At 62.7% G+C, this 24,613-nt stretch carries 23 protein-coding genes; 16 read left to right on the top strand and 7 right to left on the bottom strand.

From position 1 onward, the window contains the following. Nucleotides 1-29 precede the first annotated feature (29 nt). From fliK to NKI73_RS20085, 11 genes are all read left to right on the top strand, one after another. Nucleotides 30-1,409, top strand: coding sequence for a flagellar hook-length control protein FliK (gene fliK / locus NKI73_RS20135; protein ID WP_352632659.1), 1,380 nt, complete (start codon nt 30-32; stop codon nt 1,407-1,409). Then, on the top strand, nt 1,339-1,926 hold the full coding sequence (locus NKI73_RS20130; RefSeq protein ID WP_352632658.1) for a transglycosylase SLT domain-containing protein: 588 nt from the start codon (nt 1,339-1,341) through the stop codon (nt 1,924-1,926). The genes fliK and NKI73_RS20130 overlap by 71 nt, the downstream gene beginning before the upstream one ends. Before the next feature lie 221 nt (nt 1,927-2,147). Beyond that, nucleotides 2,148-2,816: a response regulator transcription factor gene (locus tag NKI73_RS20125; RefSeq protein ID WP_352632692.1), complete on the top strand. Its 669-nt coding sequence runs from the start codon at nt 2,148-2,150 to the stop codon at nt 2,814-2,816. A 79-nt stretch (nt 2,817-2,895) separates the two neighbouring features. Beyond that, the gene (locus tag NKI73_RS20120; RefSeq protein ID WP_352632657.1) at nt 2,896-4,155 is read left to right on the top strand and encodes a flagellar hook protein FlgE; all 1,260 of its coding nucleotides are present in this window, start codon (nt 2,896-2,898) and stop codon (nt 4,153-4,155) included. 27 nt (nt 4,156-4,182) lie between these two features. Next, a complete protein-coding gene (flgK, locus tag NKI73_RS20115) occupies nt 4,183-5,637 on the top strand; it encodes a flagellar hook-associated protein FlgK (RefSeq protein ID WP_352632656.1) in 1,455 nt (484 codons plus the stop codon). 3 nt (nt 5,638-5,640) lie between these two features. Further along, complete coding sequence (locus NKI73_RS20110) at nt 5,641-6,684, top strand: flagellar hook-associated family protein (protein WP_352632655.1); 1,044 nt, start codon at nt 5,641-5,643, stop codon at nt 6,682-6,684. A 31-nt stretch (nt 6,685-6,715) separates the two neighbouring features. Continuing rightward, nucleotides 6,716-7,063, top strand: a complete 348-nt coding sequence (gene flaF / locus NKI73_RS20105; protein WP_352632654.1) for a flagellar biosynthesis regulator FlaF — start codon at nt 6,716-6,718, stop codon at nt 7,061-7,063. After that, nucleotides 7,060-7,503 (top strand): flagellar biosynthesis repressor FlbT, encoded by a 444-nt coding sequence (flbT, locus tag NKI73_RS20100; RefSeq protein ID WP_352632653.1) that lies wholly within the window; start codon nt 7,060-7,062, stop codon nt 7,501-7,503. The genes flaF and flbT overlap by 4 nt, the downstream gene beginning before the upstream one ends. Next, a complete protein-coding gene (flgD, locus tag NKI73_RS20095; RefSeq protein ID WP_352632652.1) occupies nt 7,503-7,910 on the top strand; it encodes a flagellar hook assembly protein FlgD in 408 nt (135 codons plus the stop codon). Before flbT ends, flgD begins: the two co-directional genes overlap by 1 nt. A 25-nt stretch (nt 7,911-7,935) precedes the next feature. Next, nucleotides 7,936-8,202, top strand: coding sequence for a flagellar biosynthesis protein FliQ (gene fliQ, locus NKI73_RS20090; protein ID WP_023761707.1), 267 nt, complete (start codon nt 7,936-7,938; stop codon nt 8,200-8,202). A gap of 247 nt (nt 8,203-8,449) precedes the next feature. Then, a complete protein-coding gene (locus NKI73_RS20085; protein ID WP_352632651.1) occupies nt 8,450-10,093 on the top strand; it encodes an MFS transporter in 1,644 nt (547 codons plus the stop codon). 57 nt (nt 10,094-10,150) lie between these two features. Here NKI73_RS20085 and NKI73_RS20080 read toward each other — a convergent pair whose 3' ends face one another. The 3 genes from NKI73_RS20080 to NKI73_RS20070 form a co-directional block, all read right to left on the bottom strand. Further along, complete coding sequence (locus tag NKI73_RS20080) at nt 10,151-10,948, bottom strand: hypothetical protein (RefSeq protein WP_352632650.1); 798 nt, start codon at nt 10,946-10,948, stop codon at nt 10,151-10,153. 343 nt (nt 10,949-11,291) lie between these two features. Then, a complete protein-coding gene (locus NKI73_RS20075) occupies nt 11,292-13,073 on the bottom strand; it encodes a chloride channel protein (RefSeq protein WP_352632649.1) in 1,782 nt (593 codons plus the stop codon). A 112-nt stretch (nt 13,074-13,185) separates the two neighbouring features. Further along, the gene (locus tag NKI73_RS20070; RefSeq protein ID WP_352632648.1) at nt 13,186-13,485 is read right to left on the bottom strand and encodes a putative quinol monooxygenase; all 300 of its coding nucleotides are present in this window, start codon (nt 13,483-13,485) and stop codon (nt 13,186-13,188) included. 148 nt (nt 13,486-13,633) lie between these two features. Here NKI73_RS20070 and flhA point away from each other — a divergent pair, with 148 nt between their 5' ends. From flhA to NKI73_RS20055, 3 genes are read left to right on the top strand one after another with little or no spacing between them, the layout of a single operon-like run. After that, complete coding sequence (gene flhA / locus NKI73_RS20065) at nt 13,634-15,721, top strand: flagellar biosynthesis protein FlhA (RefSeq protein ID WP_352632647.1); 2,088 nt, start codon at nt 13,634-13,636, stop codon at nt 15,719-15,721. Then, the gene (fliR, locus tag NKI73_RS20060; RefSeq protein ID WP_023761712.1) at nt 15,718-16,470 is read left to right on the top strand and encodes a flagellar biosynthetic protein FliR; all 753 of its coding nucleotides are present in this window, start codon (nt 15,718-15,720) and stop codon (nt 16,468-16,470) included. Before flhA ends, fliR begins: the two co-directional genes overlap by 4 nt. Nucleotides 16,471-16,472: 2 nt before the next feature. Continuing rightward, a complete protein-coding gene (locus NKI73_RS20055; protein WP_352632646.1) occupies nt 16,473-16,856 on the top strand; it encodes a hypothetical protein in 384 nt (127 codons plus the stop codon). Between the two features lie 190 nt (nt 16,857-17,046). Here the strand turns inward: NKI73_RS20055 and NKI73_RS20050 are convergent, their stop codons facing one another. Together NKI73_RS20050 and NKI73_RS20045 are read right to left on the bottom strand one after the other, a co-directional pair. Beyond that, the gene (locus tag NKI73_RS20050) at nt 17,047-17,604 is read right to left on the bottom strand and encodes a c-type cytochrome (protein ID WP_352632645.1); all 558 of its coding nucleotides are present in this window, start codon (nt 17,602-17,604) and stop codon (nt 17,047-17,049) included. A gap of 20 nt (nt 17,605-17,624) precedes the next feature. Further along, a complete protein-coding gene (locus NKI73_RS20045) occupies nt 17,625-18,707 on the bottom strand; it encodes a methyltransferase (protein WP_352632644.1) in 1,083 nt (360 codons plus the stop codon). Between the two features lie 555 nt (nt 18,708-19,262). On the opposite strand from NKI73_RS20045, the gene NKI73_RS20040 reads away from it, so the two are divergent. Continuing rightward, on the top strand, nt 19,263-20,177 hold the full coding sequence (locus NKI73_RS20040) for an AraC family transcriptional regulator (protein ID WP_352632643.1): 915 nt from the start codon (nt 19,263-19,265) through the stop codon (nt 20,175-20,177). 274 nt (nt 20,178-20,451) lie between these two features. Here NKI73_RS20040 and NKI73_RS20035 read toward each other — a convergent pair whose 3' ends face one another. Together NKI73_RS20035 and NKI73_RS20030 are read right to left on the bottom strand one after the other, a co-directional pair. Continuing rightward, on the bottom strand, nt 20,452-21,318 hold the full coding sequence (locus NKI73_RS20035; RefSeq protein WP_502905639.1) for a DUF1194 domain-containing protein: 867 nt from the start codon (nt 21,316-21,318) through the stop codon (nt 20,452-20,454). Between the two features lie 26 nt (nt 21,319-21,344). Further along, nucleotides 21,345-22,454, bottom strand: coding sequence for a DMT family transporter (locus tag NKI73_RS20030; RefSeq protein ID WP_352632641.1), 1,110 nt, complete (start codon nt 22,452-22,454; stop codon nt 21,345-21,347). A 155-nt stretch (nt 22,455-22,609) separates the two neighbouring features. Here NKI73_RS20030 and NKI73_RS20025 point away from each other — a divergent pair, with 155 nt between their 5' ends. Then, nucleotides 22,610-24,592 (top strand): BTAD domain-containing putative transcriptional regulator, encoded by a 1,983-nt coding sequence (locus NKI73_RS20025; protein ID WP_352632640.1) that lies wholly within the window; start codon nt 22,610-22,612, stop codon nt 24,590-24,592. Nucleotides 24,593-24,613 lie beyond the last annotated feature (21 nt).

The raw sequence follows: 24,613 nt of genomic DNA, 5'->3' as shown, positions 1-24,613 counted from the left end.
ATCGACCAGATGCTTGGAGCCGCCCCCAAATGACCACCAGCCTCGGCTCGGCCTTGCCGGGATTTGCCTCCGCGCGCGCGACGTCGGATCAACCTGCCGCGAATGGCAGGAACGATGACGCCGGTTTCGGCAAGATGCTGCGCGGCGACACGGCGCCTGCTCGCCCTGAACGGCAGCCGACGACCGAGGCAGGATCGCGCGAGCAGCGTTGGGGCAAGCTCGCCGCCGGCCTTGCCGGGCATGGCGGCAAGGCCGAGCCTGAAAAGGTTATCTCAGCCAAAGCGCAGACCGTGAAAATCGGCAAGGACGGCCTGGAAGCAAAGGCGCACAAGGACGAAGTCGACGCCGAAGACGCGGCGCCGGACGCCGATGCCGTGCCGCTTCAGGACGACCTGCCGCTGCTGATCGCGTTTCATGACCTGCGCCATTTCTCGACATCGGCCAAGGCATCCGGGCGCGACGCGGCATCCGGCGAGAGCCCGTCGGACCCGGCACTCGACGGGCAGGCTCCACTGCCAAAGACCTACCGGTCGAAGTCTACGGCCGGACGCGAGGCTCTCGACACCGTGTCGAAGCCGGAGCAGGCTTCGATCGTCGACGGGCCTCTGGCGGAACTCGACAGTCAACCGCCAAGCGCTGCCTCAAGCGCGCCGAAACGCGACAATACCGTGGCGGCCCTGAAGCTGCCGGACGCCCCGGCTGCCGACGTGCCCGGGGTACAGTCGAAGCACGCCGGGCCGGCGATGAAAAGCATCGAGGACGTCCAGTCCGCGATACGGCCCGAAGCGGGAAAACAGTCCCTGTCCGCGCGCATGGACGTGGTGTCCGAACAGAGCTTTCCCGCACCGCCGCAGAGTCCCGTCAGCCAGGCAGCCCTCAATGTGATCAACGCCATAGCCGCCGAAAGCGGCCCGCAAAAGGCGCTTTCGGCCTCATCCGCGGCCGCCCAGCTGGCCAGCCCTGTTGCCGTTCCGACACATGTGTTGAAGATCGAACTTCATCCCGCCGAACTCGGCATGGTGACGGCCCATCTCCGCCTCTCCGGAGAACAACTTTCGATTGAGCTGAAGCCTCAAACACACGACGCCTACCGCCGGTTGTCCGCCGACAGCGAGGCCATCATCAAATCGCTGCGCGGGCTCGGCTTCGAGGTTGACAAGGTCACAATCCTGCAACCTTCGATTGCAATTCCTGCCGCAACCCGCGCCGATGCAACCGCCCCTTTGCCGGCGGCAACAGGCCGCGATCCATCATCTTTCCAACCGGGGAGTTCGGGCGGCGGCAATGGTGGAGCGGGCAGCCAGCAACCGGGTCAGCAATCCGCAGGGAAACGCAACGATGACGCGCAGGACTACGGCCGCGGCACTTCGCCTTCTCGCGAGCGCGCTGGCGGCGATATCTTTATCTAGCGCGGCAAGCGCTGCCGCAGCCGCGACCAACCCTTGCGAGCCGGAGATCCTGCGCGCCGCCGATCGCTATGGCGTGCCCGCAGGCATCCTCTATGCGGTTGGCTTGACGGAGACCGGCAACAAGGGAAGCCTTCAGCCCAACGCCTTGAATATAGAGGGAAAAGCAGTCTTTCCGAAGAGCCGGACCGAGGCCCTTGCCGCTTTCGCCAATGCGCGGCGCGAGGGCAAGACGCTGATCGATCTGGGCTGCATGCAGATCAACCACCACTACCACGCGTCGCATTTTCGCAGCGTCGAGGACATGCTCGACCCACGTCAGAACGTCGACTATGCGGCGCGCTTCCTGGCCAGCCTCCATGCCCGTCATGAGACCTGGTCGATGGCCGTCGCCCGCTATCATGCCGGTCCCGACAACGATCCGGCGCAGAAGATCTATGTCTGCCGCGTCATTGCCAATATGGTCGCTACCGGCTTTGGAAAATGGACCGCGAACGCCCGCGGCTTCTGCAACCCATAAGCGTATTTCCGCTTCTAATAAAGCAACCGCACAACCCGGAATTGTCGGTTCACTTGGTCAAAACTTGCCACCGAAGGCGTATCTGGCTGCACGCTAATGCAACCGATACGATTCGAGACTCCCAAGAAACTAGCTACAAGAAATGACGGTTGTTCAGGATTCTCGCCAGCGGATACGCCTCTCTTCACGGGGCAAATGATTTGATTCGGAAGGCGGGGCCGATGATTGTTATCGTTGACGAGCGCGAGCTCGTAACAGAGGGATACAATTCACTTTTCGATCGTGAGGGCATCGCCTGTGCGGGCTTTGCGTCCGGCGAGTTCGGTGAGTGGGTGAGCTCGGCCGCCGACACCGATCTGCGCTCGGTCCGAGCCTTCCTCATCGGCGACTGCCGCGAAGGCTCCATCTCTCCCCGCCAGATCCGCGACCGCACCGGCGCTCCGGTCATTGCGCTCAGCGAACAGCATTCCCTAGAGAACACGCTGCGGTTGTTCGAGAGCGGCGTCGACGACGTCATTCGCAAGCCCGTCCACATCCGCGAGATCCTGGCCCGCATCACCGCCATCCGCCGCCGCGCCCAGGAAGACGTCGCCTACACCGAGATCGGCGCCATGCGTATCTTCATGGACGGGCGCGACCCCGAGATCGATGGTCAGCCCTTGCCCCTGCCGCGCCGCGAGCGCCGCATCCTCGAATATCTGGCGAGCAATCGCGGGCGTCGCGTCACCAAGACCCAGGTTTTCAATGCCATCTACGGCATCTTCGACGAAGAGGTCGAGGAGAACGTGGTGGAAAGCCACATCAGCAAACTGCGCAAGAAGCTGCGCGAAAAGCTGGGCACCGACCCGATCGATTCCAAGCGTTTCCTTGGCTACCGGCTCGTCTTCTGATGCAGCGCCGCGCCAGCCTCGCGCAAGAAAACACGCGTAGCCTCGTAGCCAGTGGCATGGACACAGCGGAGACGTTTCGATGAGCCTCTACGGAATGATGCGGACCGGCGTTTCCGGCATGAACGCGCAGGCGAACCGCCTATCGACGGTCGCCGACAACATCGCCAATTCCGACACCACCGGTTACAAGCGGTCCTCCGCCGAATTTTCGACGCTGGTCATGCCGTCGACGGGCGGTGCCTACAATTCCGGCGGCGTCACCACGACGATCCGTCAGGCGGTCAGCGATCCAGGCGTGCTTCAGTACACGACCTCGGTCTCCGACCTTGCCGTCAGCGGCGATGGCTTCTTTGTCGTTCAGGATCCGAGCGGTACGCCCTACCTGACCCGCGCCGGCGCCTTCGTTCCCGATGGGCAGGGCAGGCTGGTCAACTCGGCCGGCTTCCAGCTGATGGCCTATAGCTACGAGAATGGCGTGCCCGCAGCGACGGTCAACGGCTTCGAGGGATTGGTTCCGGTTGTCATCTCCGACCAGGGAATGACCGCAACGCCGAGCACCGAGGCTAGCTATGCCGGCAACCTGCCGGCAGGCGCGACACCGGTCGCGACCGCCAACCTGCCTGCCGCCAATGCTGCGTCCGCGCAATACACGTCGAAGTCCTCGATGGTCGCCTATGACAACCTCGGCAATAAGAAGCTGCTCGACGTCTACTTCACCAACACCGGCACCGGCACCTGGCAGGTGGCGGTCTTCGATCAGTCGAAGGCCACGCCCGGAACATCGTTCCCCTATACCGCCGGCGGCTTTCTGGGCTCGGCCAACCTGACCTTCGATACCACCACCGGCAAGCTCACCGGCACGCCCACCGGCGTTTCATTTACCGTGCCGAACGGCGCCAGCCTCAATCTCGACCTGTCGGCGCTGACCCAGCTCGGCACCGGCTTCACCGTTTCCGACGCCCAGGTCAACGGCAACGCGCCGAGCACCATCGATAAGGTCCAGATCAGCAAGGACGGCACCATCTACGCCCAGTACAAGGACGGTTCCACCAAGCCGCTCTACAAGATTCCGCTGGCCGACGTGCAGAGCCCGGACCAGCTCACCGCACTGCCCGGCAATGTCTACTCGCAGGGCACCGAATCCGGCGCAGTCCGTGTCGGCTTTGCCAATGAGGGCAAGCTCGGCTCCATCATCTCCGGCGCACTCGAGAATTCCAACGTCGATATCGCCGAAGAACTGACCAACATGATCGCGGCGCAGCGCAGCTACACCGCCAATTCGAAAGTCTTCCAGACCGGTTCCGATCTGATGGACGTCCTTGTCAACCTGAAGAGATAAGACGGGCACCGCCCGCGAAAGACGCGCATGTCACTGTCTACCGCATTGAGTATCGCCCAGTCGGCGCTTATGAACACCGCGCGACAGACCAGCGTCGTCTCGCGCAACGTCGCCGACGCCTCCAATCCGGACTATTCGCGCCGCCAGGCCGTCGTCACCAGCACGGCGCCGGGCGCGCGTTCGGTTGATATCCAGCGCGCCACCAACGACCTTTTGTTCCGCCAGAACCTCGCCGCGCTGTCTACCTGGAGCGGCCAGAACGCGCTCTACAGCGGCATGGATCAGCTGGGCGTTGCGGTCAACGGCGTCGACAATGCGTCCTCGCCCTCGACCGCTATCGGCAACCTGCAGCAGGCGCTGCAGCTCTACGCCACCTCGCCGTCCAACCAGAACCTCGGCGCCAGCGTCATCGACGCAGCCAAACAGGTCGTGCGCTCGCTCAATGAGGGCTCCAAGGCCGTCCAGGATTTCCGCACCCAGACCGACGGCCAGATCGCCACGGCGGTCGACGACTTGAACTCGCTGCTCAGCCAGTTCCAGGATGCCAACACCGCGGTCATGTCCGGAACCCGTTCCGGCACCGACGTTTCCGACGCGCTCGACCAGCGCGACGCGCTTTTGAAGAAGATTTCGAACTATGTCCCGGTGTCGACCTTCACGCGTGGCGACAACGACATGGTCATCACCACCGGTGACGGCACGACTTTGTTCGAGACGATACCGCGCACGGTCACCTTCGCAGCGTCGGCCGGCTATACCGCGGGTGCCGCCGGCAATGCCGTCTATATCGACAATGTGCCGATCTCGGCGGGAGCCGGCGGCAACACCAGCGCCAGCGGCACACTCGCCGGCCTGCTGCAATTGCGCGACGGCGTCGCCTCGACCATGCAGAGCCAGCTCGATGAGACCGCGCGTGGCCTGATCACTGCCTTCGCCGAAACGGCGCCATCGCAGCCTAACAAAACCGGCCTGTTCACCTGGTCGGGCGCGCCGGCCATCCCGGCCGCGGGCACGCTGGTCAACGGCCTTGCCGCGTCCATCAGCGTCAATGCGGCGATGGACCCGAGCAGCGGTGGCAATCCGACGTTGCTGCGTGACGGCGGTGCCAATGGTGCCGCCTATGTCGCCAACACCGGCGGCGGCGCGTCCTATTCCACCCTTCTGGTTGCCTATGGCGACCGGCTCGACCAGCCGATGACTTTCGACCCCGCCGCGGGGGTTTCGGCAACGTCCAGCGTTTCCGACTACGCCGCCAATTCGATCGGCTGGTTCGAGGGCGTGCGTCAGCAGGCGTCGACCGCTTCCGACGCCAAGGAAGCGCTGGCCTCGCGCAGCGCCGAGGCGCTGTCCAACGCAACCGGCGTCAATGTCGACCAGGAAATGTCGCTGCTGCTCGACCTCGAACACACCTATCAGGCATCGGCCCGGATGATGAAAACCGTCGACGACATGCTGACTGCCTTGCTCAACGCGGTGGGATAATCCATGACTTCAGTCTCGTCAGCGGCCATATCGAACGCGATGCGCTCCCAGCAGATGCGCATGCAGGCAGAACTTGTCAAAGTCACAAAGGAAGCCTCGACCGGCAGGGTCGCCGATGTCGGCCTGGCTCTCGGAGGGCGCACAGCCCAGTCCGTCACATTCTCGCGTGATCTCGACCGGCTCAATGTCATCATCGATTCAAACGGCCTGGTCGGCGCCCGGCTCTCCTCGACGCAGACCTCGCTTAGCCAGCTGTCCAGCGCAGCGCAGACCTTTCTGTCCGCCCTGACCACCGCTTCATCAAGCGATTCTTCCAACAGTCTCACCCAATCCTCCGGCAAGGCGACCATCCAGCAGCTGACCTCGATCCTCAACACCAGCGTCAATGGCGAATACCTGTTCGCCGGCACCAACACCGACGTCAAGCCGATCAACGACTTCACCGCCGCCGGCTCGCCCGCCAAGGCGGCGTTCGATGCTTCCTTCGTCGCCAATTTCGGTTTCACCCAGGACGACCCGCTCGCGGCCGACATCACCGCCGCCCAGATGGACGATTTCATCACCAACGACGTCGTACCGCAATTCATGGGCGCGGGCTGGCAAGGCAACTGGTCGAATGCCACCGACCAGCAGATCGTCAGCCGCATCGCCCTCAACGAAACCACACCGACCTCGACCAGCGCCAACAGCGACGGCATTCAAAAGCTCGCAATGGCCGCAGCCATGGTCTCCAGCCTGATGTCCAGCAACATCAGCCAGGCAGCGAAAAATACGGTCGTCAGCCGCTCGACGGCAATCGTCGGCGAAGCGCTGAGCGGCATTGCCCAGGTTCAGTCCGAGACCGGCATCGTCCAGAAGCGGGTTTCCGATGCAAACGACCGGATGAAAACGCAGGTCGATCTTTTCGAACGGCACATTCTCGATCTGGAAGCCGTCGATCCGGCCGAAGCCGCGACCCGGGTCGCCGACCTGACACAGCACATCGAAACATCCTTCGCGCTGACCGCACGCCTGCAGCAACTCAGCCTGTTGAATTACCTGACCTGACAACTCTAAACGGAACGGTAGAGCCCCAACGATGTACCAATTCTCCTACGCCGACATCCAGAGCACCTCCGTTGCCGACGCGAAGGACCGCGAGCGCGAACTCTTGACCCGCTCGATCGACATGCTGGCGGCGGCGGCGGCGGCGGGCCACGGTTCGATGGAAGCGATCGAGGCGCTGCATTTCACCAATCGCGTCTGGACCGCCTTCGTCGAGGATCTCGGCTCCAGCGACAACGCCCTGCCCAAGGAACTGCGGGCCAACCTGATTTCCATCGGCCTGTGGCTGCTGCGCGAGGCGGAAGACGTTCGCCAGGGCCGCACCAACAATTTCGAAGGGCTGATCGAAGTGTCCCAGATCATCAGGGACGGCATTCAATGACCAACACGCTGAAGATATCGCTCAAGCCGAACGAAAAGATCTACATCAACGGCGCCGTCATCCGTGTCGACCGCAAGGTCACGGTCGAATTGATGAACGACGTGCAGTTCCTGCTCGAAAGCCACGTGATCCAGGCCGAAGATGCCTCGACGCCGCTCAAGCAGCTGTATTTCATCCTGCAGGTCATGCTGATGAATCCGGCCGGCGCGGCGGCCGCGCGCGATATGTTCCGCCGTTCGCTGCCGCTGCTTTTGGCAAGCTTCGAGGACAACCAGATCTGCGGCGCGCTGAAACAGATCGACCGCATGGTCGGTGAGGATCATATCTACGAGGCGCTGAAGGCGATCCGCGCGCTTTATCCGCTCGAACGCCGCGCGCTTGGTGGTAATGACGACGTTCCGGGTGCCGAGCGCCCGCTGGCTGTGGGAGCACGATACTGATGAACGTGGACATGACGACGACGATACCGACCGGCGCCAACCAGGCTACCGCGTCGACTTCGAAGACCGCGGTCGACTACCAGTCCTTCCTTAAGCTTCTGATCGCCGAGATGAAGAACCAGGATCCGACCAAGCCGATGGACTCGACGCAGTACGTCGCCCAGCTCGCCACCTTCTCGCAGGTCGAGCAATCGGTGCAAAGCAACACCAAGCTCGACCAGATCATGCAGTCGTCGGCGCTGTCGCAGGCCGACGCGCTGATCGGGCGCTCGATAACATCCGCCGATGGCAAGACGACGGGCACGGTGGCGTCGGTGCGCCTTGCCAGCAGCGGTCTCATCGCGGTGCTGCAGAATGGCACCGAAGTCGCGGTCGGCCCGGGAGTCTCGGTCAAGGCAGCGAGCTGACGCTTTTCGACAGAGAGCCAGTCCCATGAACGAGGCCGACGCTCTCGACATCGTCCAGTACGCGGTGTGGACGGTGCTGACCGCGTCTGCCCCGGTAGTGCTGGTCGCCATGGTGGTCGGCATCGGCATCGCCCTCATCCAGGCGCTGACGCAGGTCCAGGAAATCACCTTGACCTTTGTGCCGAAGATCGTCGCCATCATGCTGGTGGTGGCGCTGACCGGCCCCTTCATCGGCAGCCAGATATCGGCCTTCACCAACGTCATCTTCGAGCGCATCCAGAACGGGTTCTGAAGCCAGTTCCAGGAAAGTGTGCCGCGACATGCCGTCCGCATTGCGCGAAGACAGAAGACAGATGTCCGCCGACCCTAACCGCACCGGGCGTGCCGGGAGACAGGGCGTGGACCTTCTCTATCCCATTGTTGGACCATGGGCTTTTTCGAAAGACATTCGCCCTTTGCGGCGCCATGCCCTACTTTCGGCAAACGATCTGAGCAAACGGACCGCCTGACGAATCGGCACGACATGGCAGGAACCCCCGATGATTGACGAAAAGCCGGACAGCGAAAGCGTCTCGGCGCTGGCGCCATTCCGGCACGGCATCTTCCGCGCCGTATGGGGCGCAAGTCTCGTCTCCAATTTCGGTGGCCTGATCCAGGGCGTCGGCGCCGCCTGGATGATGACCACGATCGCCACCTCGCCCTATCAGGTGGCCCTGGTCCAGGCTTCGACCACCTTGCCGATCATGCTGTTTGCGCTCGTGGCCGGCGCCATCGCCGACAGTTTCGACCGGCGCAAGGTGATGCTGGTCGCCCAGACCTTCATGCTGGTCGTCTCGGTGCTTCTGACCCTGTTCACCTATTCGGGCCTGATCACGCCGTGGACGCTGCTTGCCTTCACCTTCCTGATCGACAGCGGCACGGCGCTCAACAGCCCGTCATGGCAGGCCTCCGTCGGCGACATCGTCCCTCGCAACAAGGTGCCGGCCGCTGTCGCGCTCAATTCCCTGGGCTTCAATCTGACGCGCAGTGTTGGACCGGCGATCGGCGGCATCATCGTCGCCGCGGCCGGCGCAGCGGCCGCCTTCGCGGCAAACGCGGTGAGCTATATCGGCCTGATCGTCGTGCTGGCCCGCTGGAAGCCGGACGTGCCGGTATCGACCTTGCCGCGCGAGTCGCTGGGTGCCGCCATGGGCGCCGGCCTGCGCTATGTCGCCATGTCGCCCAACATCGGCAAGGTGCTTGTCAGGGGTGCCGCTTTTGGCTTCAGCGCAGGTGCTGTACTGGCATTGCTGCCGCTGGTGGCACGCGATGTCGTCAAGGGCGACGCGCTGACCTACGGCATCATGCTCGGCGCCTTCGGCATCGGCGCGGTCGGCGGCGCGCTGATCAGCGTGCGGCTGCGGCAGCTGCTGTCCAGCGAGACAATGGTGCGCTCAGCCTTCGCCGGTTTCGCCGTCTGCGCCTTCAACGCCGCCGTCAGCCATCATGCCTGGCAGACGTCGCTCGGTCTGCTTGTCGGCGGTGCCTGCTGGGTGATCGCGCTGTCGCATTTCAACGTCACGGTACAGATGGCGACACCGCGCTGGGTGGTCGGCCGGGTGCTGTCGGTTTATCAGACCGCGACCTTCGGCGGCATCGCACTCGGCAGCTGGATCTGGGGCGTCGTCGCCGATGCGCATGGCGCCGAAACCGCGCTGATCGCCGCCAGCATCGCCATGCTGGCCGGCGGCGCCATCGGCCTGTTGTTGCCGCTGCCGCAACAGCAGGTGCTCAACCTCGACCCGCTCAATCGCTTCAGGGAACCGCACCTCGCGCTCGACCTGAAGCCGCGCAGCGGGCCGATCGCCATCATGATCGAATACATCATCCGCGACGAGGACGTGCCGGAGTTCCTCGCCATCATGGCCGAACGTGGCCGCATCCGCCGCCGTGATGGCGCCCGCAACTGGACGCTGGCGCGCGACCTGGAGAATCCGGCGATCTGGATCGAGCATTATCACACGCCGACCTGGATCGAATATGTGCGCCACAATGGACGCATCACCCATGCCGACGCCGTCATCGGCGAGCGTGTACGGGCGCTGCACAGCGGCGACGAGCCGCCGCGCGTGCGGCGCATGATCGAGCGCCCGACGACCGCCGGCACCGCTCTCGTGATGGCCAAGGGGCCTATTGAACACTGACTGCCGACCAGGAGGCGCAGCTTGCCTCAGCTTTCTTCCCCCCTTCCAGACGCCGATCTAAGGCCCAAACGCTGAGGGGAATAGGATCTTTAAACTTGGAATGATCGTGTGCTGAATAACTTGGCCAATCACATTATCGCCGAGCACTGCAAGCAGATAGACAAATACGCCGACAACGAAATTACGTGCTAGCTCAAGCCGTATTGTATCGGGCTCCAGAAGCGATTTTACCGAGCTTAGCTCCGCAACGGACCTTTCGCGAATGCCAGGATCGATATCATTGCTTCCCCGAAGCTGTTCCTCCAAGCCTTCCAATCCTGTTATCAGGGTAGAGTATTCTGGGGCATTGTGGTTGATACCGACGATCCGATCCGAAGCAGGAATTGGCCGAATGGATTCTTCAATCGGCCTATCTTTGTTGCGTCGCAAATAACGGCGCAGGTCATCGACCATTGGGTCGAATAGATGTTCTGTCATCTCACGAAGGACGGCATTTATGTTGTTCGAGCTGGCGTAGAAATAGTTATGTGCAAATCGCCATCCCGCATCTTCCTGCGAAGAGAAGCTTCGAAACAAGTTCAATTGCCCCGACAATCGGGCTTCCGTATCATCCGGCCAAGACATCCTTCCCGACCCGACCATTCCACTTGGCTCTACCAGAACCTCCTTGTCGACCCGGGCCATTGGAAAGAGATTTTGAAGCCAATCAAGTCGCGAGCGCAAGGGTTCTGGCGCGTTATGCAGCACGTTAAACCATCGGCGTAGCGCTGAGGCAAAATCTTGATACCTAGCGCGGCTAGCTAGGCTAGCGAGATCATCGTACTCCTCGATAAAATCATCGAATTCGTTGGCCAAATTTCCCCCCAATGAAACCCTGCGTCACGATCACATGGGCGTGGCACCAGCAATCAATCCCCGTCAGTGACTATTGACCCTACAAATTGTCCCCCAGCAGAGTCCACAAAAGAACAGTATTCATCCCCAGAAAAATGAAAAGCATGTCTGGTTTCAGGATTAGCGATACGAGCGCAACGGCGGCGATAGTGTTCGCATCAATGGATTGCCTTTGGACTCATTTTGCTTGCTTGCGACAGTGGAGGCCGGGCCCAAGGAACTACTAGTCCAGCGGTCACCTGACCGAGTGGGTCCAAATTTCCGAACACCAATGCGGTCTTAGCAAGGTTATCAAATCCGCAACCTACCCCTCGCCCGATAGATCCCTGCGTGCCTTGTCGAGTTCCTCGGCATAGCGCCGCATCAGATGGCCTTCGGTCAACAGCCCCAGCACGATGTGGTCGGTGAAATCCTCGACCACGGCGAGTTCTTCGGCGCCCGCGCGCTGGAAGGTTTCGGCGGCGGCCTGCACGTTCATGCTCGGCACCAGCACCGCGTCCTTGTACTTGGCAAGATCGCGCACCGGTACCTCGCCATCGGAGAGATCGCTGTGCAGTTCGGCCACGATCAGCACGCCGACATAGTGATCGCCCGCGTCGACGGCGATGACGCGCTGGGCCGAGCCAAGCGGCACTTCCTTGCGGAAAGCCGCCAGCGTCGTCGAGGCATAAATCGTCTTGATGTCCTTACGCATCATCGAGCCGACGGTGAGGCTGCGCATCCAGCCGACATCATGGGCGCTGCGAATGGTCTCGCCACGCAGATGGAAGCGCCATGTCGAGAACGAATAGCCAAAGGTTTCGCGCACCAGGATGGCCGACATGATCGAGGCCGCCAGCACGACACCGGTCAGCGTCAGGTCGCGGGTCGATTCCAGCGCCAGGAAGGTCATCGTCAGCGGGCCGCCGACGACGCCGACGGCGAGCGACGTCATGCCGACGACGGCGGCGACGGCGGGGTCGATGCCGGTTGCCGGCGAGACGACAACCATCACATCCGCAAACGCCTTGCCGAGCAGCGCGCCGAGGAACAGCGAGGCAAAGAACAATCCGCCGCGAAAGCCCGAACCCAGCGAGACCGCCGATGCCGCCAGCTTGAGCACGAAGACGCTGGCCACGACGGCCAGCCCGTAGTTCATCGAGAATTCGCGATGCAGCGCGCCGTGGCCGCTGGACAGGACCTGCGGCGTGATCAGCCCCAACAAGCCGACGATGACGCCGCCGATGACGGGGCGCAGCGACGCATCGATCGACAGCCTGGCAAAGCCGCGTTCGATAAGCGTTACCAGATGCATGATAGCGATCGCGACGGCCCCGCCGAGCAGGCCAAGCAGCAGGAACGGCACGTACTGGCTGGCGGTGAGCGCCGGCAGGCCCGAAAGCTCGAGCGGAAACGGCACGCCGCCGAACATCTCGGCGGCCAGCGAGGCTGAGATCGCGGCTGTCATGACCGGCGCGACATTGGCGACCGAATAGATGCCGATAATCAGTTCGAAGCCGTAGAAGGCGCCGGTCAGCGGTGCATCGAAAGCGGCCGCTATGGCGCCGGCCGCACCACAGCCGACCAGGATGCGGACATCGTTGCGGCGCAGCCTGAGGAAGCGCGCCAGCCGCGATGCCAGGCCGGACCCGACCTGCGTGTAGCCGGCCTCCAGCCCGACCGAGGCGCCAAAGCCGCTGGAGATCATCGTCTGGCCGGCGATGATGAAGGTGTCGGTCAGCGACATGCGCCCGCCATAGAGCGCGTTGGCTTCGATCGGGTCGATCGGCGTGCGGAATTTCCGTATCCGGAGCCAGATCACCGTCAACCCGAGCAGGATGCCGCCGATGGCCGGCACCAGCGCCTGCATCGGATTGGCGAGCGAGAACATGCCGGAAAGCCGGCCGCCGGGCTGGACGCCGAACAACAGCCCGTGCAGGTCCTGCACGATCTGGCTCATCGCCGTGACCAGGATGCCCGCCATCACCCCGACGATTCCGGCCAGGATGACGACCGCTATGCCGCGCGCCTCGAGCAGCGGCAGCGACCTGATCAGCACCGCGCGCAGCCGGCGGGCGTAGACTTCGCTGTGGTTTCTGGAAAGCACCGGGGCGGCTCGCCGATATCACAAAAGGCAGTGGAAAGCCCGCCTGATACGCCCGGCGGTACGGCAAGGCAACCACAATGGCGACAGAGGAGGTGCCATTATGGCAGGCCAATCAGGTCGGCATCGGCTCGCCGGCTTCATAGAGCACGAGGTTGCGCTGGCCTATGCCAAGTGCCGGCCAGCTCGCACGCCAGTCCGCAATGTGCGGCGAGCGGAAATGCGCGTCCAGCGCTGCCCTGTCGCTCCAGACTTCTGTGACCCGGATGAGTCCGGCATCGAAGACATCCTGCGCGTAGGAATATTCGATACAACCGGGTTCCGCGCGGCTGCCGGAAACCATGCGTTCCATGGCGGGCTTCGCTTCCTCCAATTTGTTTGGCGGCAGGCGAATGGTGCCGATGATCAGAAGCATGGGTTTTCCCTTTCTTTGCGAAGCCGGCCCGCACGGCTGCCCGCGCATGATCGTTTGAACTAGCCAGTCTCCCACCCTCGCGCAAGCTTGGCGGGCTACCCTCACAGGGCTGTCGCGCGCTCGGCAGGCTTGCAATTTTGGGGACGACATGGCGATCAGCGAAAGCATTCAGCCCGGTGCGGTGGCCAAGAACGGCCGCGACGTCTTCTTCGCCATCGGCATCGTCATCATTCTGGCCGTGCTGTTCCTGCCGATCCCGGCCTTTCTCATCGACATTGGCCTCGCCTTCTCGATCGCACTTTCGGTGCTGATCCTGATGGTGGCATTGTGGATCCAGCGGCCGCTCGATTTCTCGTCGTTCCCGACCGTGCTGCTGATCGCCACCATGCTCAGGCTGTCGCTCAACATAGCCACCACGCGCATGATCCTGTCGCATGGCAATGAGGGCACGCACGCCGCCGGCTATGTCATCGCCGGCTTCTCCAAGCTGGTGATGGCCAGCGACTTCGTCATCGGCCTCATCGTCTTCATGATCCTGATCGTAGTGAACTTCATCGTCATCACCAAGGGCGCCACCCGTATCGCCGAGGTCGGCGCCCGCTTCACCCTCGACGCCATTCCCGGCAAGCAGATGTCGATCGACGCCGACCTCTCTGCCGGCATGATCGACGACAAGACCGCACAGCTGCGCCGTCGCGAGCTGGAGGAAGAGTCCTCCTTCTTCGGCTCGATGGACGGCGCCTCGAAATTCGTCCGCGGCGATGCCATCGCCGGCCTCATCATCACCGCCATCAACATCATTGGCGGCATCGCCATCGGCTACATCAGGCACGGCATGGGCATGGGCGAAGCCGCCGACGTGTTCATCAAGCTGTCGGTCGGCGACGGTCTCGTCACCCAGATCCCGGCGCTGATCGTGTCGCTCGCCGCCGGTCTGCTCGTGTCCAAGGGCGGTACCCGCGGCTCGACCAACCAGGCGGTGTTCGGCCAACTCGGCGCCCACCCGCGCGCGCTGTACGTGGCGGCATCGCTACTGGTGCTGCTGGGCCTGATGCCCGGCCTGCCGCTGTTCCCGTTCTTTGCGCTCGCCGCCGGCATGGCCGGCCTCGGCTACATCATCCCGATGCGCGCTAACCGCGTCCTCGCCGAAGCCGAGGCGATCAAGGATCAGGAAAAGGCGACCAAGGTCGAGGAGGAGAAGAACTCGGTCAAGGCCTCGCTCGCCACCGCCGAGATCGAACTTTTGATCGGCAAGCAGCTGTCGACAAGGCTGCTGACGTCGCATCAGGAACTGGTTTTCCGCATGGGGAAGATGCGCAAGAAATTCGCCACCCAATATGGCTTCGTCGTACCGGAAGTGCGTGTCGCCGACGATTTCGCCATCCCGCCGAAGAGCTACCAGATCAAGGTGCACGGCACCGTGGTCGCCGAATATCAGATGCGCGTCGGCGAGATCATGGTGCTGCTCGGCAACCGCGACGTCCCCGAAATACCAGGCGAGGAAATCCGCGAGCCGGCCTTCGGCATGCGCGCCTATTCGGTGGTCGAAGCCTTCGCCGAGGATCTGAAGCGCGAGAACTACACCTTCGCCGACAACATGTCGGTGCTGCTCACCCATCTCTCCGAGGTCATCCGCAACAACCTGCCGCAGCTTCTGTCCTACAAGGACATGAAGGCGCTGCTCGAACGGCAGGACCAGGAATATCGCAAGCTCGCCGACGAGATCTGCACCACGCACATCTCCTATCCCGGCCTGCAGGCGGTGCTGAAGCTGCTGCTCGCCGAGCGCGTCTCGATCCGCAATTTGCACCTGATCATCGAGGCGATCGCCGAGATCGCGCCGCATGTGCGCCGCACCGAGCAGATCGTCGAGCATGTCCGCATCCGCATGGCCCAGCAGATCTGTGGCGACCTCTCCGAGGGCGGCGTGCTGAAGGTGCTGCGCCTCGGCAACCGCTGGGACCTCGCCTTTCACCAGAGCCTCAAGCGCGACGCCAAGGGCGAGGTGCGCGAGTTCGACATCGACCCGCGCCAGTTGGAAGAGTTCGGCCAGGACGCGACCAAGGCGATCAAGAAATTTCTCGAAGCCGGCGAGCGTTTCGTGCTGGTCACCGCGCCCGATGCCCGCCCCTATGTGCGCATGATCATCGAGCGGCTGTTCACCACGCTGCCGGTGCTCAGCCACGTCGAAATCGCCAAGGGCGTCGAGATCAGGGTGCTCGGAACCATATCGTGAGCGTACTTTCGCAAGGCGTCGTCATCGCGGCATTCCTCGCCTTCTGCCGCATCGGCGCCTGCTTCATGCTGATGCCGGGCCTGTCCAGCGCCCGCATTCCGGTGCAGGTCAGGCTGTTCGTGGCGGTCGCCGCCACCGGTGGCCTGCTCGCCTTCTTGTGGGACAAGATATTTCCGTTCGTCGACCCGCGCCCGCAGATCCTGGTGCCGATGATCATCTCGGAACTTCTGGTCGGCGGCCTGATCGGCGCCATGACCAGGCTCTACATGGAAGCCCTTCGCTTCATGGGCTCGGCCATCGCCATGCTGATCGGCTATGGCGGTACCGGCGGACCGGCAATCGAAGAGCCCGAACCCCAGGCCGCCCTTGCCGCCATCATCTCGTTCTCGGCGCTGCTGATGCTGTTCGTGTTCGACTTCGACCACGAGATCGTGCGCGCGCTGGTTTCCTCCTACACCGTCGCGCCGGTCAACATCTTCTTCAACCCCCAGGCCGCACTGGTCGATGTCACCGACACGGTGTCGGACACGTTCTTCCTGGTCATCCGCCTCGGCAGCCCGTTCGTCGCCTATGCCATTCTCGTCAATCTGACGATCGGCTTCGTCAACAAGCTGACCCCGCAGATCCCGATCTATTTCATCTCCCAGCCCTTCATCATCGCCGGCGGCATGATCATCTTCTACTTTGCCATCGGCACCATGCTGTCTTTGTTCGTCGACGGCTTTGTCGACCTGACGTTGGCGAGATAGAAATGAGCACGCGCAAGGACCGCCTCAGGAAACTGGTCAAGGTGCAGGAGCAGCTGAAGGCGCTGCACGAAACCCGTCACGCCACCTTCCTTGCGGCAGCCAGCGCTGCCGAGGTCGAAGCCCGCGATCTGGTCGGACATTTCGACCAGGCCGATTCGCTTTCCGGCCTGTTCCCCGATCTGTACCACCGCCGCATTGCCCAGGCGGTCGTGCGCCAGGAGGCGAACCTGGCAAGCGCTAAGCAAGAAGCCAGCCTCATCGCCGCCGCGACCGCGCGCACCAACATGGTCGAACGCGCCTACAAGGACGTGCGCAACCGCGATGAGCGCGAACGCTCCGACCGCGAGCGGCTGGACCTGATCGCGCAGAAGCGGGGCGAGGAGTAGTTGGGGAGTTTGCTTATGACTCGAAGCAGACACTCCGAGGTGAAGCGCGCATGATGCCAGAAGCCGTCTGTTCGCTTTCGGCCCCCGAGCTGCCGATGGCAATGCACTGGCGCAATCGTCCGGGGCGACTCCGCGCGAGTCGTGGGCCGTAAAGGGCGTAAAGAGATGGGGCGCCGCTCTGCAATGCGCCCTATTGCTTCGCTGGCGGCACGATCTTCATCACGAACGAAGTCGGCGCCTCGCCCGGGGCGAACGGTCCAGGGACCTTGTTGCTCGCCGGCGGCAGGCTCTTGAGATAAGCCGCGATCGCCTTGGCGTCAGAATCGGTGAGTTCCGCGAATGCAGCCCACGGCATGATCGGAGCGAGCGTGCGTCCGTCGGGGCGCTTGCCTGTCCGGATTGCCGTGACGATATCACGCTCGCTCCAGCGCCCGAGACCCGTCGCCTCGTCGGACGTGAGGTTGGGGCCGTAGAAGACCCCGAGCCCCGGGATCTCGAAGCCGACCTCGGAGCCTCCGAGGTGACGCGTCATGTCCGGCTTGCCGAGGAAATGTCCCGGCGTGTGGCAATCGGTGCAGTTCCCGATGGTCACCAGGTATTTCCCCCGTTCGACCAGCTCGCGGTCGGCCGCGCCGGCAGGCGACGATCCGATCGCCGCCACCAGCGCCGTGAACGCTGCGGGCAACACCCGCCTGGCCGCCTGCGACGCCACGCGCGCCGCGGCAGATCCGAAGTCGTGAATGCTCATGCTTTCCTCCGTCCGTGGCTCTAGGGCTTGCGGCCGATCACGGCGCCGTTCGCGGCGGGTGCGTCGAACCAGACCGTCTCGATTTGCCGGAATCCGGCTTCCTCGAGCCACGCCGAATATTCGGCCGGCGTATAGTTTCGCCCTTCCGTCTCGATCAGCATGTTGAGGCTCATCAGCGCGGCCGACGCCGGCCCGGTCTTTTCGTCATTGACGAGGAGCTCGCTGATGACGACCGCGCCGCCGCTCGGCAAAGCCTTGAAGGACCGGCGGAGCAGGGCGCGGTCCTTCGCCTCGTCCCAGTCGTGCAGGATCATCGACAGGAGATGCACGTCGTGATCCCCGGGAAGCTGCTCGAAGAAGCTGCCGCCTGTGGTCTCGATCCGGTTGGTCAAGCCGGCCTCGGCAATCTTTCCCGCGGCGATCGCGGCCACATGTGGCAGATCGAACACGGTCGCGCGAAGCGCTCCATATTGCTTGCAAAGCTCGATGTCGTACGCGCCCGATCCGCCGCCGATGTCGAGAAGGTGGCGGAAACGACTGAGGTCCACGGCTTCGCCGAGTTTGCGCGCGGTCATCGTAGAAAGCGAATGCATCGCCTCCCAGAAGAGTGCCAGCATCACCGGATCCTCGCCGTCGAAGATCGAGGATTGCACCGCCGGGTCCCATGTGGTCGGCCGGTTCGTGTGCAGCGCCTCTGTAAGCCTTCCCCAGCCCGCGTAGAGCCGCTTGTCGGCCATCTGCACGAAGCCGCCGAAGTAATACGGCTTCCCGCGCACGAGATAGGCTTCGCTTAACGGCGTATTGCGATAGCGGCCGTCCGTTTTCTCCAGAAGCCCGAGTGCAGCGCAGCCGGTCAACAGCATCTCGGCCGGGCGTGGATGCAGGCCGAGCACTTCCACCAGCTCTGCAACCGTGGTGCCGCCGCTGCCCGCAAGACTGCTGAAGAGGTCCAGCTCGTGTGCTGCGGTCAGAGTCTTGAAGGCCCAGAAACCGGTCGAAAGCGCCATCAGCGGGACGGCGGAAGGAAGCTCCGGCGTGGTGGCATTCGGCTGGACGTTTGCATGGTTGGCCGGACGTGCTGTCCGCGAAAGCTGACTGACCATGATCATCTCCCTTTCAGAGTGCGTTCGAACACCGCGTCTACCTTGCCGATATCAGGTTCGTGATCAGACCTGCCTTGACTTCAAGCACAGGCGCGGGGGCCTCGGCATGACCGATGTCTCTCAACTGATCGGCGGTCAAATTCGCGATCGTCCGCCGTCTTGAGACGGTCCGTTGCCAAGTCCTGAGAGCTGCAATTGCAGTCGCTGTGGTTTTCAGTCCAAGCAGTCGCACTCTCGACGAGTGATCGACGCGAGTTTCCGCGCGAGGCATTTCAGCCTCCCATTTCCAGCCATCCGTCCGAGTTCCTCGAAGGTTTGCGGCCCGCCGGCCAGTTCGTCGGCGGTCTTCAGCTTCGGCGCCAAGCATAGCAATTGCGTCGTCAAGTAACCGCATGTTCTTGCCTCGCTTTGCGAAGCCCTCCGCCAGTCGACGCATAGCGCAGGCACTGCGGCGCTGTCAGCCCAAAAGCTCCGGGTTTTGTTCTGATCTTGCTGCGGAATGGACAGCGGTCTTGATGGTCGGCAGATTTTGTTTACCTGATTGGCATGTTGCGATTGCAGGACTACGCCATCTTCAACCAGTTGCAGCAGTCGGGTGTTCCTTTGCGGGCCTCGGCACGCTTCGGGGAGGGCTTGGCAGCCGCGCTCTGGGAGCGGGAGGGACGCGGGCATTACCGCTACAACCCGGCCAATCACCATACGCTCAGTTTTTGGGTCGCCGAGGGTGCGGGCTTTCGCCGGCTGCGCGGACGCAGCTACGACCCCATCCATGGCGAAAGCAGCCTCTGGGTTGTGCCGGCGGGCGCACCGACCGCATGGGAGGCTGCCGGGAAAGGCCGGCTGCTCCACTTCTACATCCCGACGCCGGTGTTTGAAGCCCGGGTGGTGGAGACGCTCGATGCCGACCCCAGCCTGATAAGGCTGCGCGAAGAGGGCCTCCAACGCGACCCGTCACTCGAAAACATTATCCGCTCGATGGTGCTGCCGCTGTCGTGGGAGGAGCCGGCTGACCGCATCGCCGTAACGCAGGCTGGCGAAATGCTGACCACCTATCTCGCGGTCCGCTGCAGCGAACGCCCACCGAGAGCGCTCTTCATCCGTGGGGGCTTGGCGCCAGTCGTTCTGCGGCGGTTGCAGGAGTATGTCGAAGCCCATCTGGAGCAGGACCTGACGATTGAGGACCTGGCTGCCGTGGCCGGTCTGAGCCCCTATCACTTCGCCCGCGCCTTCAAACGCTCGACGGGCTTTGGCCCCTATCGCTACGTATTGCGGAGACGTACCGAGCGTGCCAAGCGGCTTCTAGCAGCAGGCAAGACTCCGTTGTCCGAGGTGGCACATGCCTGCGGCTTTGGCAGCCAAAGCCACTTTTCCGCCCGCTTCCGAGAGGTAATCGGACTGACCCCACGCCAATTTGGCCGCTGCGTTCATGATCGGTCCCTGGTCGAGCGCGTCGGGATTGAGAATCTTTGAGGCGGCTTATCGCTGAGTTCGTACCGAACCGGACCGACTGTATACGGCCCAAAGGCGACGGTAGGAAATCTGCCCTCGTGGCGCGTATCACACACCCGATCCACACACCGCATCCCCGCCTCTCTCCCGCGCAAGCCTGCCACAAGCTTGTTGAGGCATTGTCTGGCTAAGGAAAGCCGACAAAAGGCGGACTTTCTTGGCGATTTCTCCACCCAGCGACATCGTTATGGATGTGGCCCCAAATTCATCGAGCCAATCCTCTCAATGTCCGGAATTACGGTTGCGAAAAGCGCCCATCCGCCTGTTGCGGGAATTGTCGGCCGACGTCCATGCTTACTTCAGTGACCAGCTTGCGGCGAAGGGCCATGGCGTAGTCGTTTGGCCCCTTCGGCGTTATGACGAAGGCTTGCGAACCGCCAATGACCGATTTGGCAAAATAGGATGCCAACGGTTGATCGGGATTCTCATCTTGCGTTGGAATGGCGATCGCGTTGATCGTATACCCCTTGGCAATGGCGTTCAGCCTGCTCGGCTGAACAGGAAGCCCATCGTTGTTCTCACCATTGGAAGAGATGTCGATTACTTTCTTGGCCGCCTTTCCGGGAAACTGGTCGAGCAGCAGACTTCCAACGTCGATGGCGGAGGAAACGGATGTTCCTCTTCGCCCTCTGCGGGTGAAGCCGGTATCGCCTTTCTTGCTGATCACCGACGCGGCCGCTCTGGCATCCTCCAGCCCGCAGATGCTTGTCCACGGCAGCACAATGCGTGTGTGCCCGGGACTCGACCATTCAAAGTAGGCCACACTGATGCAGCCAACGTAGTTCCGTGTAATGGCCGCGATGATCTCTGGCGAAGTGAGCGCCGCGGCATGACCCTCGCGCTGTAGATCGGCAATCTCTGGATCGATCGAGGACGAGAAGTCGACAGCGAATACAACGGCAACATCAACCTCGGCTGCGTGTGCCTGCAGTCCCCAAAACATCGAAGCTGCAAGTGTCCCCGCCAGCATCAAGAATGAGCTGGCACGCTTTGCCGCCCCTCCGGTCGATCGCTCTGTCGGCGGTGTCGGAATGCCCCTGCGTGTCGCACGCACCTGCCCGCGAAAGGAGGCCGCTGCGTCCTGATGCACACTTCCCAACATGTTATTCTCCATCTCCGCCCGCGCGGTCATCGCAGCGGCCTCGCGACACGTCCGGTCGCCATCGACACGGCGACCGCTGGCGGGTCGATCGAAGCCGTCGGCGCCATGCCGGGCGGCGGTCGGGTTGGGACCAAATTCGCTTCACCGGCAAGGGTCATCCCATTCCTCCACTGGACCTGAATTGAGGGCGGGACGATTCCCGCCCAGGCTGCTGGCACAGCCGCAAAGGCAGGCACCGCGTCGAAGGGAATCGGACCGGCCAGCGAGGGCGTGCGTGCCTGCGGCGTTCGGTTCGACATTGCGACGGACAGGATCGCACCGAGAATGATCGCGGCACCCAGTGCGCCCGCGGGTGAGTTCCGTTCGCCGAGGAAGATCGCCGCGCCCAACGCCCCGAAGACGCTTTCGGCACTGACGATCACGGCGGCATGACTGGCCGGGGTGAAGCGCTGGGCGGCAATCTGCATGCCGAATGCGATTGCGGTGGAGAACACGCCGAGGACTGCGAGTTCCGGGCCGGCCGCAAGTGCAGCGGCCAGCGACAGGTTGCCTTGCAGTGCCCCGAACGGCAGGGCAAAAGCGGCGGCGCCGAGGAACTGTGTCGCTGCGGCGGTGAACGGCCGCGCATGGGTCTGCATGTGCCGGCCAAGCTCGACCATCCAGAGCGCATAGCAGGCAGCCGACAGGATGGCGGTGAGATCGCCGCTGCTGAGACCGGCGATCCCGCCGGACAAGAGCATGGCACCGACCACGGTCAGCCCGGCGGCAGCGGTGAGGCTCGCTGTCGGACGTTCGCCGATGAGCAGCCAGGCGGCCATTGGTGTCATCACCGTTGCCGTGCTCACCAGGAAGCTTGCATTCGTGACCGTGGCGCCGAGATAGCAAAGCTGCTGAAGCGTGATGGAGATGGCAAACAGAACGCCCACCCTGGCCAGGCTGGAAAGATAGCCCGGCCCGGCGGGTGGTCGCCTTTCGGTCAAGACGAAAGGTAGCACAAGCAGCCCACCGATCAGGCAGCGCAGGCCGACGGCACTCAGCGGGTCGAGATGAAAAAGCACCGTCTTTTGCGCGACATTGCCGAGACCCCACAAAGCGGCTGCAAACAGCAGCAGCAAATTGGCTCTAGTCTTGGACACCCGCCACCCCCTCGAGCCAAAGCCTGTTGCTGACTCGGTTGGCCCTAATTCAGCGAAGGCTAATTGACCTTGCGTCACGACAGCGCTTGAGTGGGGGGCGCTACAGTTCCGAAGCGTTAGTTTTGAGTTAGAATTTCGTCAGGCTGGAAGAGCAAATGCAAAATGAGGGCAGCGGCGCCAATATAATCTCACTCTTCGGTGGTTTCCGGATCGAAAATGGATCGGCAGATCCGCTCCGGCTGACAGGGAAAAGAGGTCCTGCGATCGTTGCCTATCTGGCCCGGTGTCCAGGCATGGTGGCGACACGGGAGAGACTGGCTGATCTATTTTGGGGTGACAGCGATAGCGAACACTCGCGCAACAGCCTGCGGCAAACGCTCAGTGTCCTGCGTCGGGATCTGTCGCGCGCAGGTGTGGATCTTATCCATTCCCGCGGGGACCTAATCGGCCTCGCGCCAGACGCGGTTCGAGTTGACGTGGAGGAATTCGAAGCAGGCCTCTCGGCCCGTTCCGTGCAGGAACTCGAAAAGGCTCTGGCGAACTACACCGGGCCATTCCTCGACGGGCTTTATCTGGGAAGCAGTGGGTTCGATGACTGGGTCGCATCCGAACGCGACAGGCTGCTGAGCCGCGCACTTGAGGCCTTCGAAAAATTGGCCCGCCTCGTCGACGCGGAAACCGGAGTCATCCTGGTCGATCGTGTTCTGGCCATGGAGCCGACGCGGGAAGAATCCTACCGGCTCAAGATGGAATTGCTACTCGCATGTGGTCAACACGACAGGGCGATTAGGACATACGAGGCCTGTAGAAGCATGCTGAAGAAGGATCTCGGCGTCGACGTCGGCCCGCAGACGCGAGCGCTTTGGCAATCCGTGCTGTCTGCCGTCGCCACGGCCTCAAATGTGCAGTCGGCAAATACGGTTCCAGCCAGCCAGCGCCTCGGGCACCCATCGATCAGCGTTGCCGACTTCATCAATCTGACTGGAAAGCAGGGCGACGATTTTTTCGCCAAGGGACTGGTCCAGGACATCACCACGGCCCTCTCCGAGGTCGCCGACTATATCGTGCTTTCCGCATTTCCACCCGTGGAGAAGAACGGCCCTGCCGAAGAAACCAAAATCCCGGGAATGCTCCGGGCGCAATATGTGCTCAGCGGCAGCGTCCAGAGATCCGGCAATGGGTTGAGGGTGAACATCCAGCTTGTCGATGCCGCCGGCGGCCATAACGTCTGGGCCCAGAAGTTCGACGGCCACTCCGAGAACGCGCTCGAATTCCAGGACAGGATCGCACAGTCTGTTGTTCTGGCCGTGATCCTCGACCTTCAACTGACCAACTGGAAAGTCCGCGACAAGAGCCCGCCTGGCCCCCCGGAAGTGCGCAGGTTGGTGAACGAAGCTCTCATGAAATATTTTGAAATGACCCGGGATTCGCTGTTGGTCGGGATAGAGCTTGCCGAGAAGGCTGTCGCGATAGGTCCCGACAACGCTCGTGCTAAGCGAACGCTCTCGATCGTAATTTCCATGGGCGTGGCGTTTGGCTCGCTGCCCCGGGAGCCGGGGCAGATCGAGCGTGCGGTCGAGCTTGCGGAAGCAGCGGTACGGGCAGTGCCTGACGACGAAATTGCCCGCTGCATCCTGTCATTCGCTCTCGAAAGTTCCGGTCGCATCGACGAGGCGATCGCCGAGTGCCAACATGCGATCAGCCTCAACCCGAGCTATCCGACAGGCCATGGCGACATTTCGATGCTCTTTGCGTTGCGCGGACAGGTCAGCGAAGCAGCGCGTGAGGCCAACGAGGCAATCCGGCTCGGAACGCATGACGTCATCGACTTCTGGCGTCACCATGGCCTGGTTGTCGCACTGTTCGCCGGCGGAGACGATCGGCGCGCCCTCGAAGTCGCGCGCAGGGTGGTCAGGACAAAGCCTGGATTCGTTCGCGGCGCCCTGTACTGGGCTGCTGCCGCGTCGGCAACCGGAAACAACGAAGAGGCCTCGCGGGCCATCCATCATTGCCTGTCACAACTTCCGCATCTCAACCTGGGTAATGTCTGCCCCGGCTTTGTGCCGCGCTATGTGAAGGATCATCATCACGCGAGATTCCTTGAAATGCTGTCGAGGGCTGGCCTTCCTGCTTCCTAGTGGAACCTGGCTACGCGACCG

The sequence above is a fragment of the Mesorhizobium sp. M0496 genome, assembly GCF_040321205.1.
GTDB lineage: Bacteria > Pseudomonadota > Alphaproteobacteria > Rhizobiales > Rhizobiaceae > Mesorhizobium.
Note: the sequence above shows the minus strand (reverse complement) of the source record. Positions and strands in the feature narration are given on the sequence as shown.

What these genes read in the sequence shown, in the direction of transcription:
- NKI73_RS20110 (WP_352632655.1), top strand. Translation starts at nt 5,641, where the DNA reads ATGACTTCAGTCTCGTCAGCGGCCATATCGAACGCGATGCGCTCCCAG.
- NKI73_RS20055 (WP_352632646.1), top strand. Translation starts at nt 16,473, where the DNA reads ATGAGCACGCGCAAGGACCGCCTCAGGAAACTGGTCAAGGTGCAGGAG.
- flgD (WP_352632652.1), top strand. Translation starts at nt 7,503, where the DNA reads ATGAACGTGGACATGACGACGACGATACCGACCGGCGCCAACCAGGCT.
- NKI73_RS20035 (WP_502905639.1), bottom strand. Translation starts at nt 21,318, where the DNA reads ATGTTGGGAAGTGTGCATCAGGACGCAGCGGCCTCCTTTCGCGGGCAG.
- flhA (WP_352632647.1), top strand. Translation starts at nt 13,634, where the DNA reads ATGGCGATCAGCGAAAGCATTCAGCCCGGTGCGGTGGCCAAGAACGGC.
- NKI73_RS20050 (WP_352632645.1), bottom strand. Translation starts at nt 17,604, where the DNA reads ATGAGCATTCACGACTTCGGATCTGCCGCGGCGCGCGTGGCGTCGCAG.
- flgK (WP_352632656.1), top strand. Translation starts at nt 4,183, where the DNA reads ATGTCACTGTCTACCGCATTGAGTATCGCCCAGTCGGCGCTTATGAAC.
- NKI73_RS20070 (WP_352632648.1), bottom strand. Translation starts at nt 13,485, where the DNA reads ATGCTTCTGATCATCGGCACCATTCGCCTGCCGCCAAACAAATTGGAG.
- NKI73_RS20085 (WP_352632651.1), top strand. Translation starts at nt 8,450, where the DNA reads ATGATTGACGAAAAGCCGGACAGCGAAAGCGTCTCGGCGCTGGCGCCA.
- NKI73_RS20045 (WP_352632644.1), bottom strand. Translation starts at nt 18,707, where the DNA reads ATGGTCAGTCAGCTTTCGCGGACAGCACGTCCGGCCAACCATGCAAAC.
- flaF (WP_352632654.1), top strand. Translation starts at nt 6,716, where the DNA reads ATGTACCAATTCTCCTACGCCGACATCCAGAGCACCTCCGTTGCCGAC.
- NKI73_RS20125 (WP_352632692.1), top strand. Translation starts at nt 2,148, where the DNA reads ATGATTGTTATCGTTGACGAGCGCGAGCTCGTAACAGAGGGATACAAT.
- NKI73_RS20130 (WP_352632658.1), top strand. Translation starts at nt 1,339, where the DNA reads ATGACGCGCAGGACTACGGCCGCGGCACTTCGCCTTCTCGCGAGCGCG.
- flbT (WP_352632653.1), top strand. Translation starts at nt 7,060, where the DNA reads ATGACCAACACGCTGAAGATATCGCTCAAGCCGAACGAAAAGATCTAC.
- fliK (WP_352632659.1), top strand. Translation starts at nt 30, where the DNA reads ATGACCACCAGCCTCGGCTCGGCCTTGCCGGGATTTGCCTCCGCGCGC.
- NKI73_RS20120 (WP_352632657.1), top strand. Translation starts at nt 2,896, where the DNA reads ATGAGCCTCTACGGAATGATGCGGACCGGCGTTTCCGGCATGAACGCG.
- fliQ (WP_023761707.1), top strand. Translation starts at nt 7,936, where the DNA reads ATGAACGAGGCCGACGCTCTCGACATCGTCCAGTACGCGGTGTGGACG.
- NKI73_RS20025 (WP_352632640.1), top strand. Translation starts at nt 22,610, where the DNA reads ATGCAAAATGAGGGCAGCGGCGCCAATATAATCTCACTCTTCGGTGGT.